Raw genomic sequence first — 13,798 nt, forward strand, 5'->3', positions numbered from 1 at the left:
TCACCTCACGCGGGCAGTTTTAAGACATATCCAATGTGGATCCAGTGTCCAGGTTGTCTAGTATTTCTTTTATCACGTTTGATAAGTCCAGCCTTATTAGCATTCCATAGCTTACGCCAATCTGTGTTTTTACCGTACTGCCTACCTGCAATCGCCCAAAGAGTATCTCCTTTTTTTACTTTGTACGTTTTATCAGGCTTCTTAGCAGGTCGCTTTGCTGCAGCAGGTTTTTTCGGTGCTGCTTTGACTTTGATTTTTCGTGGAGTAGCGACCTTGTATTCTTTAAGAGAAATTGAGTAATCACGATCGCCTACGCCACTCTCACCCTCTGACCAATCAAATGCCTCAAGGCTACAATTAAAATTGATCTTGGTACCCGTAACGATCAGACGAATGGGTTCGTTTTTATTTCTCCACTTTTCAATTGTCTGGACGCAGTTTTCAGGTGACGGGAATCCTTTGTATTCACATATTGGTGAATGCCTCAAAGGAAAAAAAGAATCCAATCTAATTTGCTTGGATCCTTGTTGTTTGATAAATGTTAATTCGCCGAGCTTGTCTACCTCTACTGAATCAGACTGCATGTTGCTTGTTAAGTTAATGGCTTCCGGAAGAACAGGGAGCCTAAGCTTCTCCTTCCCTTGCGAAAGCCAAATTTCATACTTCGATTTAGCCATTACTTAGCACCCCCACGGTTCCATTTAAACGCATATTTCTAAACACTGCAGCAAGATCATTTTTAATGATTGCAGCCAATTTCTCCATATCGACTTCATTATGATAATGATTGTCCCCAGTGATATTGATATGAACTGTCACATCACCTTCTTGAACGGTAGAGCTTGAGTTATCAATCTGGCTTGATGAATCAATAGAAGGACGACTGGTTAAACCAATCTCCTGAGCCACTGATTCAGGCAGATCGTAATCACTATCTCCTTGATCGATGACTTGCATACCAAGATCAGCAGCTGCCTGATTTAGGAGGTAACGACCTCTAATTCCTCGTTCAGTTGGAATGATCCACTCACGACGACCACCCTCACCGATACGAGCGATTTGTTCATTCGTAATTAAGCCACCGTTAGCATAACCACGGTACGCTCCACCATTACGCATAGAACGAATACCAGGTACATTCGAGATATCGCCGTAACGAGACTGAATGTAGCGAATAGCTGCGGCTGTGTTATGAACAGGATTATAGATATCATCCATGCCAGGAAGCTTATGAGCATTGAATGTAGGGTCGATTGTCTGCATCAACCCTTTGGATGGCACGCCCCGTCTTGCATTCGAATCCCAGTTATTAATCGCTCGAGCGTTTCCACCACTTTCTTTCATAGCAATGGTCATGAGAGGATCAATCCAGTCTTTGCCTACGCCTGTTGCTAACGCTGCTTGAGCAACAGCACTTCTGGTCGATACGTCTGCACCAGAACCACCAAATAAGGCATTTTCTCCGCCCATTGGGTTAAATGCTACACCATTTCTCCGTGTCTCATAGTGGACGTGTGGACCGGTACTATTTCCTGTTGACCCAACAAGCGCGATCGTTTGACCGCCGGTTATCATGTCGCTTTGCTTAACAAGGTTTTTGGAGTTATGACCATACATATACTCAATACCGTCCGCTCCTTGAATCTTAACCAGATTCCCGTAACCGCCTTGCCATCCACTGAATGTGACCATACCAGGTGCTTGTGAAGGAATAGGCGTACCCATAGGAGCAGCGAAATCGACACCCTTATGATTGGTTGTACCAATTCCACCTGGAGATTTACGCATTCCAAATCCGGATGTCATGGTGAAAGGAGATCCGAAGTCTGGAGCCATACCTGTATACGCACTAATTAAGCCATCAACTTGCTTATTGGCGAACTTCTTAAGGTCTACCGCATCTAACCCTTTCAAGATTCCGAGTGATGTCCATTCACCTAAGCCAAACATGACACGTGAAGGCGAATGAATACCTAGTCGCTCTTTAAAAGTGGATTCAACGGTATCAGCCAAGAACTGCGCAGCCTCTTTAACTTGCGAACTATGTGAACGCATACCTGAAACAAACTCAGACATTGTACCAGTTCCCCAGCTGCTCCCTTTCGCTTGTGTATCGTTGAAAGGTGAGTGAACCTGTCTTTGTAGATAAGATTCCGTTCCGGTTTGTGAAGCATCTTGACCTGATCTAAACGCAGTCACCGTATTTCTACCGTGTGAAGGAGCCTCTGATTCAATCGTGTTGAATGGTCTAGTCACCTGTGATGCTAAGTAAGTGCTAGTGCCTGTTTGTGAAGCATCTTGACCACTACGGAATCCCTGTACAGTACCCGAACCATGCGCGGATGCTCCACCCTGAATGACTTCAAACGGTCGTTTCACTTGATTGTGCAAGTGAGATCGAGTACCTGTTGCTGTACCATTCTGACCGGCACTGAAAGATTGCACAGTACCTGATCCAAAGCCAACAGCATCTTGGACAATACCTTGCATCGGGTTACTGATGTTACGCTGTTTCCAAGCTGATAACGAGATTGTGTTCCTGTTCACACCTGCAGATACAGCTTCACTAAACTGCTGACCATAAGCATTCGCTTCTTTTTGCATGTTCGCTGTTCGAACAGCGTCCAACGAAACGACCGCAGATACGGCAGCAGGTTGAGCAACAGTCGAAGGTGAGCTAGCGTTAATTGATCCACCAACTAAACCACCATTCGCATAAGGTCTTACACCAAGCGCAGATCCTGTTTGCTCGTAAAGATCAAGTGCACGACTTCTACGGTTGGCCGATAAAGGAATAATAGCCTCTGGTCCCGCTTCACCAACTAAACCAACATGTGGACGGTTAATAAAACCACCATTTGCATAAGCTGGCGTGTGACCACTATAAGCAGAATGCCTTGTTGGGGATGTTTTCTGTTGGCTTGCTGTAGTCGACGCATTACCAGCAGCTTGACCACTTTCTCGACCTTCTTTAAATGGTGCAGCTACATTCTCATCAAACCAAGAACCGGCTCCTTTTAAAATACCTTTACCCCATTCGAGGACATTGCTCCATTTATCTCCCCACCAGTCTTTGCTAAACAGGGAATCTGAGATCGTTGTACGAACGCTATCCCAAATGGATTGAGCACTGTCCCATTTATCCTGAGTCCATCCTTTTACGGATTCCCATTTGTTGTTCCACCAATCTCCGCTAAAGATGGTTTCTCCAATCTTAGTGGTTACGGAATCCCAAATAGATTGTGCACTATTCCATTTGTCTTGTGTCCAGGATTTGACTGACTCCCAATGTCCTGACCACCACTCGCTGTTGAAAACAGTGTCGGAAATGTTAGTCGCAATAGAAGTCCAAATACCTTTTGCGCTGTCCCACTTGCTTTGCGTCCAAGACTTAACATTTTCCCACTTCTCTAGCCACCATTCAGAACTGAAGACAGTTTCCTCAATCCCGGTCTTGATTTTATATCCTAATCCACCAATTTGAATTGCTTTCTCTGTGGACCAGGCTTTAACATCTTCCCACTTTTGATTCCACCACTCACCATTGAAAACTGTGTCATTGATAGCGTTAAGTGTTCCCTGTAACCAGGAGCCTTCGTATAGCTTTTTGGTACCCTCTACTGTAGAATCCCAGTTTCCTGACCACCATTCCGCATTAAATACGGTATTATCTATTGCCGAAACAGTCTTTTCTAGCCAAGAACCTTCATACAGTTGTCGAGACCACTGAGCTGCTTCAGCCCATTTAGCACTCCACCACTCTCCACTAAAGAGAGTCGTTTCAAGTAGTCCGAATAACTCCCCGATCTGATTAGACCACCAACTAAGATCCGTTAATTTAGAAGCGTACTCAGTAATCTCAGCCCACTGACCGCTCCACCAGTCACCGTTAAACAACGTATCTCCAATTGCAGTGATGCCTTTTTCCAACCACGAGCCCTCGTAAAGAGCGGATGTTCCTTCAGTAATAGAAGACCATTTGCTTGACCACCAAGAGCCACTAAAAACCGTATCTCCAATTGCGTTAACGGTTTTCTGCATCCAAGAGTCTTCATAAAGAACTTTTGCGCCAACTTTAGTCGCGCTCCATTGTTCGGACCACCAGTCTTTGTTGAAGATGGTATTTTTAATGCTATCTATCACACCAATGTCCTGCAGATACTGACCGAGTTTGGATCCACCAATTGAACCGGCAATTCCTCCAAGAATTCCTCCAACAATAGTTCCCACACCAGGGAAGACGGAACCGACTAACGCACCGGTGGCAGCACCACCAGCCATTCCTCCAAGAGCTCCACCTGCGACTGATGCTTTTTCTTCATCAGGGGCTCCCACAATTGCTGCAGCTGATAAACTGGTCCCTAATAGAGGAATCCCTTTTAAGCCACTTGTCATCCATTTAGGGAAGAAGGAACGCTTAGGCATTTCAATTGTAGTGGCTTTAGGTCCACCTGTTGGCAGCGTTGGCTGATTAGGATTTATTGGACCCGCACCTTTTCCATTTGGAACAAATGCAGAAAATAGACCGAATAGAGAAGCCCATTTACCTCCGCCCTTCGGAGTTCCTGGCCCTTTAGGTGGTTTTGGCCCTTTACCTCCGAACGTTTTATTCCATATATCTTTTACGCCTTTTACGCCTCTTCCAAGTCCCACGGCTATATCTTTAAAAGGCTTAAGCGCCATTAAAATCTTTCCAACAACTACTCCAGCAATTAAATTACCTAAGAATGCTGATGTATTAGCACCGTCTTGAACCCATTCCTCTTTACCAATAACGTTTCCGACATTTGATTTAAGTGCGGTTACGTTAACATCCCATAATTTCTGCCCCAATCTCTTGGATAGATCAGCTGGATCAATTGAATCTAGAAAACTATCAACAAACGAGCGACTTGCCATAGCTCCCGCAGTCACAAATTCATTATTCGACTCATCTTCTACTCCGAGCAAACCACGAATAAGTCCACCCATGACACTTCCGTAAGTAGATCCAACAGACTCCGCCCCCGATATTAAACCAGGAGCTCCTTTATCTCTCCACCACGCAGCAAACTCTTCCTGGATATTCGGCCATACAATATCCCACCTAGCTTTAAGTGTTAGATCACGGTATTGTTCAAGCTCTTCAAATCGCTTCAATGCATTAGGATCATCTTTAAATCGTTCCTTCATTTCCGGAGTCATTTCACCTGGGAACAAAATACGTAGTTGATCACCAACAAATCCAAATGTTTTGCTCATTGGGTTCATGACGGCTTGTGCAAAGTTCTCTCCAGCTACTTGCATTTGTTTAGTCATATCAGTGATAACATAAGCATTCTCACTGCGCCACGAACGGAAGCTTTCTAAAGCAGGTTGAACTACACTTGCAAGACCTGCTCCCCAAGGCATGATGATCGCATTATTCATGAATGACTTAACGCCAAGAAACAAGTTAGCCAGGTTGTCTGACATCTTGATCATCATGTCATCAAAGCGTCCGAATTCTCTCGTCGCTTCTGGCCATATCTCAGAAATATCACGTCCGCTTTCAGCAAGACCCTCTAATTTTGCTCTTGAAGCACCAGAAATAGCCCCCATCTCTTGAAGTGCTGCAGTAGCATCCCCAATAGGGCGACCATTTTGTAATCCGTCATATAAACGACCAACCCATAAGGAGACATCCGCAAACGGCTTCTGTGTGCCAGCTGCGATATCCCCGACCAATTTCATTCCATCTCCTGCAGCTAAGGCTCCATCCGTAAAAATTTGAAGCACTCGAGACGCTTCAAAAATCTCATCACGCGCAAAGGGTGTCTGTCCTGCGAATGAAATTAAATCATCTAGTCGTTGATCAGCTGCTTCCCTACTACCTAACAACGTCTCGAATGCTGTAGTCATGTTCTGACGATCAGCGGTAGCTCTTAACGGAGCAACAACACCACCGTAAGCACCGGCTCCTACACCTAACATAGCTCCAGTACTCGAAGCCATTCCGCTCAGCTTTCGCAGCGGACGTGTAGCATAGTCAGCAATCTTAACAGTCATTGTAAACGTTCGGTTTAAATGGGAATTGGCATATCCGTAAATTTTACGTGCGCCTGGTGTGGCACGATCAATTAGTGATGCAGTCATTGCATAAGATCGCGCCAAGGTACTTCGAGCATGAGAGGACATTCGGTTAACTTGCGCTGTTAAGCGATCAAGTACACCAATGGTCGCTGTGTATCCTCTACCCAACGTCCGCTTAGCAAAGCTGTTTACTCGATTAATTACTTTAGTAGATTCATCTTTTGCTTGAATATTAAACTCGTAATTTCTACCGATCAGACTACGCTTGATTCGAGATGAGATACGTTCAGTAACAGCAGTGATTCGATCACGTGCCGTAAAATTGACATCAACGGTTTTTGGTATCGCGCGATTTACCTTTGCTCTAATCTGATTGATTTTTCGATTGAGCTTTCTGTCATCTGCATCTAGGATAGTAACTCTGTTCTTGGGAAGAGCACGTTCAATCTTCTTATTAACAGAATCAACAGTCTTTACAAGCCCTTTCCCTTCGCCCAAAAGCATTGTGGTATGCTGCTTTGGCGTGGCTTTAAGGCGCTTATTCGCCTGCTCTACAACTCGTTTAGTAGAGTCCTTTGCATTAAGATGCATCGTATGGTTATTGGACCGATCTAATTGTTTATTGATCTTCGCCATTGCAGGAGTGATGCTATCAACCGCTCCAAGTTTTATACGATCTAATTTTTGCGCTAACGCCTCAGCCTTCTCCAAACCACGTGTCATACGCTCAAGCTTTTTGGAGATGCGATCCTCTAGATCAAATTTAGCGGTAAACTTCGCCATTGTTTGCCCTCCTTTCTTCTAGCTTCTAGCCATTTCTTTTCTCTCTTTTTCCTTTTGCTCCATTTCAATAGACAGTGAAGCAAAAACAAATGCCTTTCTTTTCTTGTCACCAGTCAATACACTGAAGACCTCAGAGGGATCCCATCCTTTCACCATTAACATGTAATGTGAAAAGACGGCATCTTTATCCCCTGACTTAATTAGTTTTTTGCTGCTTCTTCATCCTGTACATCTTCAGACTCTTCGCCATAACCGTTAACTAACATTGCCCGGTCAATCCAGTTGCTGTACTCCCCACCGATTGAAAGCATTTTTTTAGCAGCAGTAATCGCATCTTGAGTACCGTAGGATTTCAGAATTTTTGCATCTGAAAATTTAGGATAGATAGTGGATTCGACCGCAATTGCTGCTGAAAAACGTTCGTTATCAAAGTCTTTTTGACCACGACGTTTACCTTTTGTGATTGTTTTCGTATGGAATTTTTGTAAATCCTCAATGCGCTCGGTAGAGATTGCTTGGAAAACAAAAGGAATTGGTTCTCCATTTTGATCTTTAAAACGACGAGTAATAATAGCTTTTTCTTTCGGTGCCTTAGCTTCATTACCTGATAAGAAGAAAGACATATCATATAAATCCGTTTCCTCTTCTCTTGTTTCTACATCTACGCTTACCTTGTAACCTTGATCTTCAGTCATATTCAATCATGCTCCTTTTATTTGGGTTTAGTTTTAATATAAAAAAGGGCCGAAGCCCTTTTAATTAACGAAATGTATTTGATAAACCTTGTGGCATATCAAAGTCATCGAATGTGAATGGCACTTCTTCCTCAAGACCCTCTGATTCAACATCCAAATTAGCAATTCGTACAGAATCAATATTCACATCAAACAGGGTCACACGTTGAGTACCTCGGCGCGCTCCTTTGTCGTCATTCACGACTTCAACCGTGAAGTACTCGTCAATACCAGTACGCTTGTAATCAACCATCATTTTAACGAATTGAGAAGTGACTTTATGAAGAGTCATAGTACCTGAACCACTGGCACCAAGTGTCTTATTTCCCGACATGACACGTCCTAAAATCTTCTTTTGAGTTTTTTCTTTCTCAACGTTCGCTTCAATATTGGTTACTTGAGCAAGTTCTTGTCCATTCCAAAATACTCGCCCCTCTTTACCACTAACAATATTTTGCGCTTTAAATGTCAATTAGCTCACCTCCACATCAAGATATACTTTTTCAACTGAATCCACAGGTTGTACAGCGATTTTTACCATCACACTATCACCAGACATTAGAGACACAACAACATCCTCTTCAGGGTCGAAGTTTTGGATTGCCCCAGCTGCTTGCAACTCATTCATGTACTGAACAATCCCTGTACGGATGATAGACTCTCCATCCTCGTTACCAGGAATATCTGCTCCACCTTGCTTGGCTTGAAGGATGATCGCTTTAATACCAGAACGTAAATCATTGTTAATCGCATCGATGATACGAACAATTTTGTTCTTAGCGAATTTCCCTTTTGCAGCAGAGTTCAAGTCTTGTTCGACACTAACTGTGCGATCTGAGGGATCAAACGTGAAGATAAACTCGCCATTCTTCAAGCGCTTGATGATTTCAGCATTATCTAAACGAACTGAAACGTCTGCTGCACCTTCGTAAACAACAGATGTTAGAGCTTGTAAAGTGCTCGCTCCAGCCGTTGCACCGGCGACCCATGCGGTAGCTTCCGGATTAGTTAAAACTCGTCCAGCGTCTAACTGGACACTGCTCGTGACGTTGATAATGCCTTCATATGAGCCGTCATAGTCAGCGATAACACCCTGCACTTTAATGCCGACATCTTCGCGCATACGACGGATAAATGAGGCTGCAGTAACCTTCAACGCTTCATCAGCCACAGGAAAAGCGACTGTATTGAAGCTTTCAGTTTCAAGCGCAGATAGAAATCCTGCATATGCTTGTGGCGTGACAACTCCATCAGACCCACCTTGCAAATAGATACCAACAGTCGGATCTAATGAACCGGTACCACGAAACTCAACGTAGGCATTTGATTGTAAATCGGCAGCAGAAGCAACCGTTTGACGTTCCACCTGAGCCTCATCAAAGAATGTCTCTACATCAAATAATTCGCTATCCAATACGTTCGGAGATACACGAATCATGATACTTTCACCCTTTTTCCCTCCGTAGATTGCAGATACAGAAGAATCAGGACCAATTGAACCAGTAGCTTTCTGTCCATCATTCAAACGATATACAAGTACGGTATTACTACGTTTCTTTGCTTCACGCACAAGAAACATACTCGGATCAGATAAACTTACACCAAGCTTGTTGATCGCATCTGCATCGCTAGAAACTTCAATGATCTTGTTAGGTACACCCCACGATAAGATCACCGGCAGTGCAGCACGACCTCGGTCGCTACCACTAATACGCGTTTGGGCCTTCTCTGTAAAACGTGTGTAAATCCCTGGACGCGTCTTCTCAACACCAGGTTGAAATGTTCCACCATTCATTACGCTTTCGCCTCCTTGCTAAGATCACGAGCTAGAAACTCATCAACTCGTTTTCTTGCATCAGTTTTTGTAATCTGTAAATCTTTGCAATCAAAAAGAGCACCATCGAAAACCTCTGGATTGACTCCAAATGCTTCTCGACAATGCTCTCTTAATTGATGAATGTGGTACTTTGGTTCATCTGGTTGAATCGGTTCAGGTTCTGTTTGAATTAACGCCTTTGCCTCAACCAAATCTTCCTTGGTCACAGCTTTATTTTTACTCGAAGCTCTATTACTCACTTTTCATACCTCCTTCTAGGGTAAAATTCTCGATATTCACGTAGTCAGGACGCACATATTGGTAGTTACTCGACCATTGAAAGACCATAGTTGACGATAATCCATCTCCTGGGCGTACATCAATACTGCTAATTCGAACAAAATTGTCGATTTCTTCGCCGTTATCGTCAATCATAGGCAAATACATTCTATTTCGTTCGCATTCGTCATGAAGCGATTGTGCGACGCTCACAGCTAAAGGCTGATTATTATGAAACAATTTGAGATTAAGCGTATATGACTTTGAGTAGGTACTGAGCGAAAATGCCCCACCACCAAATGAGGTTAAGGGTGGTACATAAACAGAAGGTACCTTAAAATCTTGCGGTACCTCATTCACATAGACGGTTGACGGGAAGTGTTCCAGAAGGAACCGGACAATTGCTGCAACTTCTGGGTGCAATGCGGTCTCATTCATGCTCTACCCTCAAATGTGCTGTCGATCCATCCTTGCAGCTTCTTTTCCAAAGACCGTTCAAACATCTTCTGAAAGATGAAATTCGCATTATCCCAGTAGCCGGTACCGTCCACCCATTTGATCTTAAGCAACATCCCTTCTTTACTAGAAGGATCGTAAATGAAATGACCGTTGGTCCAGCGACCTGGTACCCACCAACGATCCTTACCGCTACTTGGATCAACTGTAAAGTGGCCATCGTTAACGAAAGAAGCGTATTCAACGTTAGTCCCGATCTCTAAGGTTAATCCACCATTGCTGATGGACCACACGTTGTCAGAATCACCTTTACCAAAGCTATTTAACAAGCGTCTGGTATCAACAGTCTTTGTACGGATGATTTCGTTTTGTATCTCATCCAAGAACTGAAATGCAGCTGCTTCTCCCCATAGCTTTATTTCTTCTTTCACACCTGACTTTGCTGCCTTTTTTGCGCTATTGATAAACTTGTCTAACCCCGCAAATCCCTTCTTACTCATAACGCATCACTCCTTGTTGCCGTCACAATGATATGATGCCCCCTAACGTCTTTAGGTTGTTGCAGCTTATAGGTAGCACCAGACCATTTAACTGTGTCGTTTAACTTAATGTCGGTCCCCGCTGGGAAGGTCACCCTCATACGTTGCACAAAGGTTGTGTGTGGCTGCCCTTGTACAACGTCCTGTGTAAGCTCTTGAAAGTAACAAGGAACACCGGTATAAACTGGCTCCTCTGCAGACTGATTCGGTTGTTCAATTTCAATACCGTAACTCTTCTTGGGAGCTACGGCAACCAAGCGAAACACATCGCATGTATGAACAAGAAAATTCTCTAAGCTCATAATGGACGCATCCTGAATCTGGGTTTATTCTCTACTGGAATAGGTAGAACGATATAATCGCGCAGCAAGATTGATAGATCCGGCTTTCTGATAGTTTCCCCATCCGCTAGCGTGTACGAATAGTTTTCGAATCTCTCAGATTTATAACCTTTTGTGAGAGATTCATCAGAATTATACAGCGCATAAAACTGAGCCAACTTACAAAGAGCGAGCTTCACCTTATGAGGAAGCGGATCATACAACTCTTTATCTGAGAAATCATGGCCAACAATGTTCTCCACCTCAACGGTTGCTTCAAGAATGTCGTTTATAAGCTGCTCATCCGCTCGCTTTTTTACCTTCGCAAACACTGAGTATGCTCGAACGTCCTCTGGAGTAACCAACATTACTCAAGACCCGCTTCTTGTGCGATCTCCTGCAACTTGAGAATTAAGGCGACACGCTCTTGAGCGTTTTTAGCTTGGCCAGGATCACCATTAAGGGATTGAATAATCTCCTCTTGTTCAGCTTGTTTCAACTTCAATAGTTCTTTCTCGGTGTAAAGCGCAGGAAGATCAATCTCATCACTGCCGTTGGGAGGTGGATGGTCCTCCTCATCCTTACTTAAGTCTGAATTGATGATTTTAAAATAACCTGTAGCTTCGGCTTCTAGCGCTTCAGCTTCGTCATCAATTTCAATAAACGGGTTACGAGCTGTCGCTTGCACCGAACCAGAATAGGAAAGTGCGTTAATTAGTTTTAATGTATAAGGCATTAACTACTGACCCCCCTATTATTTAAGCCCCGTGATGAGTACGGCAGCATCTTTTTCCTCGATAATGTTGTCATAATCAAGGTGTACAACATAAAAGCGCTTGTCTTTCATGATTGCTTCCTGTCCTTCAGTGGTCTTGCGGATACGCATATCGTAAGTGTTTACTACGATTAAGTTCTTTGGATTCGTAAGAATCATTGAATCTGCTGGCATACGTGGAACAGGAATAAAAGGCGTACTACCTGGTGCTTTCATAATTGAATCAGAAATACCGCCACCATTAGAAATACTCTGGGTCAACAAGTATTGCTCCCATTTTTGAATGAAGGACGGTGCTGCTAACCAACGTAAAGTACCGTTGTTAAATTTATCAGGCATAGCAGCAAGAGCGCTATAGAACACATCAAGATTCACTGCACCAGCATTAACTTGACTACGATCGACTACATGAGAATCATTTTGCAACTGTTTTAACCAGCCATTATTGATCTTCAAGAAGTCGTAATCCTCCGTCCCTTCCTCAATATCTTCATCACCGTTAAGGTATAAGTCCTCAAGGTCAATCCCTAATTGAGTAGTCATCAAGTTTGTGATTTTTCCTTCAAGTTGCTCACCCTCGATATTCTCACGTAATGACTCTTCAGTAATTTCCCAAGGCAAGCGGACAGCTTTAGTTGCATATTCAACCTTGGCAAATTTAGGCTTCTTACGGTACCCATCATCAGTATCCTCTACCTTTTTACGTAGAATACGAGAATCAATACCGATCTTATCAATTTCACCTGTGCGAGCCCTACGAGTCTCTTTGCGAATTACATTACCTAATGCAGTGGCTTCAAATGTTTGCTGCAAAAATTGGGAAGCTTGTTCAGGCTGAAGCAACCCTGAACTAATACCTCCTGTTGTAAGTGTTCCTTCTTTCATTAAATCTCTGTTAGTCGGCACTTGCCATTCCTCCTTGGAATGAGTGGTCCTTAAAGGATTCCACTCAGAAAATGTTTTTGTACAGGTTGTTGATTTGATCCACTATCAGGATCTTGTTGTTGAGAATTGCCACGCGATTTCTCGATGGCCGAGATTCGTTTCTCAATTGGTTCTAGTGATTTCTGAACAGCTTCTGTCACCTGTTTTACAAAGTCATCCTCAGGATTGCTTTCAGGTTCTGTAGGAGCTGGTTTTGTTGGTTCTTCTAGCTTTGCAATACGCTCATTCAATGGTTGAATTGCTGCCTCAACAGCTTTCTGTAAATCTTCTGGTTTCAATTCCTCTTCCTCCTTTTTGACCTTATCGGCCAATGCTTTTTTAACATCTTCCTGCGTTTCGATTTCGCTGACTAGCTCTAGGAAGTCCGCAGCTGCCGATTTCAATTTCTCAAAATCTGCTACATCAGGAGTCGTGTTGTCCCAACGAGACTCATAGTATTCATTTTCAAGAGCATCGAATGCAGCCCACAGGTTACGACTTCTCTGTGTTTGTTTGTAACGATCACGGACAGCACCTTTTTGAACCGGATCACCCGAGAAGAAGCTTTTTACCATCTCGAAAAAACCGGATGCTGTACGCTCGTGTGTTGGCTGTTGCGCTTGCTTTTCAATCGTTTCAGCCATACCCGCCATGCTGTAACCTGTAATATCGCCCTTTTTGATTTGCTCCCAGATATCATCGTTGGCCTTTGTTACGAGTACCCAACTACCTTTAGTAATCGTTTGTCCATTCATTTCAAACTCTGCAGGAGCCACATAACTTTCAACCACTTCACCCACACCAGCCTCAAAGTCATGCTGTGTATCAATATTTCGTGCATCCTTCATAAAGCCGTGAGCAGCCTTTTCAATTTCGGATGCTGTCATGTAGTCAGAGTGAGAATCCTCGACATCTGGCTCATACACAATTCCATACACCAGCTGCTGCTCATCCTCTTTTCTAATCAACTTGACCTCTTTTGTAAAAGTAGGCTGCGATTGATTGTCTGCTGATTTTGAAAAGAAGAAAGGTTTTTGATTTGCACCCTTATCAACGTAAGACACATGCGTAATATGAGCGTTTACTAGTTCTCTTGGCATCTTTATCACCTCCTCTCAAAG

At 43.5% G+C, this 13,798-nt stretch carries 14 protein-coding genes; all 14 read right to left on the reverse strand.

The genetic code is table 11. The annotated features are described in order from the left end of the window. Positions 1-5: 5 nt before the first annotated feature. Positions 6-677, reverse strand: coding sequence for a LysM peptidoglycan-binding domain-containing protein (locus JNO66_RS04600; RefSeq protein ID WP_203087014.1), 672 nt, complete (start codon positions 675-677; stop codon positions 6-8). Then, on the reverse strand, positions 670-6,834 hold the full coding sequence (locus JNO66_RS20505; RefSeq protein WP_246483159.1) for a peptidoglycan DD-metalloendopeptidase family protein: 6,165 nt from the start codon (positions 6,832-6,834) through the stop codon (positions 670-672). The genes JNO66_RS04600 and JNO66_RS20505 overlap by 8 nt, the downstream gene beginning before the upstream one ends. A gap of 18 nt (positions 6,835-6,852) precedes the next feature. Next, positions 6,853-6,990, reverse strand: coding sequence for a hypothetical protein (locus JNO66_RS20410; protein ID WP_210340768.1), 138 nt, complete (start codon positions 6,988-6,990; stop codon positions 6,853-6,855). Positions 6,991-7,034: 44 nt separating this feature from the next. Then, positions 7,035-7,529, reverse strand: a complete 495-nt coding sequence (locus JNO66_RS04610) for a phage tail assembly chaperone (RefSeq protein ID WP_203087015.1) — start codon at positions 7,527-7,529, stop codon at positions 7,035-7,037. 64 nt (positions 7,530-7,593) lie between these two features. Further along, a complete protein-coding gene (locus tag JNO66_RS04615; protein ID WP_203087016.1) occupies positions 7,594-8,040 on the reverse strand; it encodes a phage tail tube protein in 447 nt (148 codons plus the stop codon). Next, positions 8,041-9,363, reverse strand: a complete 1,323-nt coding sequence (locus JNO66_RS04620) for a phage tail sheath family protein (RefSeq protein ID WP_203087017.1) — start codon at positions 9,361-9,363, stop codon at positions 8,041-8,043. Further along, positions 9,363-9,644 carry a hypothetical protein gene (locus JNO66_RS04625; protein ID WP_210340769.1) on the reverse strand — a complete coding sequence of 94 codons (282 nt, stop codon included), beginning with the start codon at positions 9,642-9,644 and terminating at the stop codon, positions 9,363-9,365. Before JNO66_RS04625 ends, JNO66_RS04620 begins: the two co-directional genes overlap by 1 nt. Continuing rightward, complete coding sequence (locus JNO66_RS04630) at positions 9,637-10,101, reverse strand: hypothetical protein (RefSeq protein ID WP_203087018.1); 465 nt, start codon at positions 10,099-10,101, stop codon at positions 9,637-9,639. The genes JNO66_RS04625 and JNO66_RS04630 overlap by 8 nt, the downstream gene beginning before the upstream one ends. Then, a complete protein-coding gene (locus JNO66_RS04635; RefSeq protein WP_203087019.1) occupies positions 10,098-10,619 on the reverse strand; it encodes an HK97 gp10 family phage protein in 522 nt (173 codons plus the stop codon). The genes JNO66_RS04630 and JNO66_RS04635 overlap by 4 nt, the downstream gene beginning before the upstream one ends. After that, positions 10,616-10,960, reverse strand: coding sequence for a DUF3599 family protein (locus tag JNO66_RS04640; protein WP_203087020.1), 345 nt, complete (start codon positions 10,958-10,960; stop codon positions 10,616-10,618). The genes JNO66_RS04635 and JNO66_RS04640 overlap by 4 nt, the downstream gene beginning before the upstream one ends. Further along, positions 10,957-11,346, reverse strand: coding sequence for a protein YqbG (gene yqbG, locus JNO66_RS04645; protein WP_203087021.1), 390 nt, complete (start codon positions 11,344-11,346; stop codon positions 10,957-10,959). Before yqbG ends, JNO66_RS04640 begins: the two co-directional genes overlap by 4 nt. After that, on the reverse strand, positions 11,346-11,714 hold the full coding sequence (locus JNO66_RS04650) for a hypothetical protein (protein ID WP_203087022.1): 369 nt from the start codon (positions 11,712-11,714) through the stop codon (positions 11,346-11,348). Before JNO66_RS04650 ends, yqbG begins: the two co-directional genes overlap by 1 nt. 18 nt (positions 11,715-11,732) lie before the next feature. Continuing rightward, positions 11,733-12,659: a P2 family phage major capsid protein gene (locus JNO66_RS04655; RefSeq protein ID WP_273753149.1), complete on the reverse strand. Its 927-nt coding sequence runs from the start codon at positions 12,657-12,659 to the stop codon at positions 11,733-11,735. Between the two features lie 29 nt (positions 12,660-12,688). Continuing rightward, complete coding sequence (locus tag JNO66_RS04660) at positions 12,689-13,777, reverse strand: XkdF-like putative serine protease domain-containing protein (protein WP_203087023.1); 1,089 nt, start codon at positions 13,775-13,777, stop codon at positions 12,689-12,691. Positions 13,778-13,798: the final 21 nt, after the last annotated feature.

The organism is Alkalicoccobacillus gibsonii, from assembly GCF_016798245.1.
GTDB lineage: Bacteria > Bacillota > Bacilli > Bacillales > Bacillaceae_D > Alkalicoccobacillus > Alkalicoccobacillus gibsonii.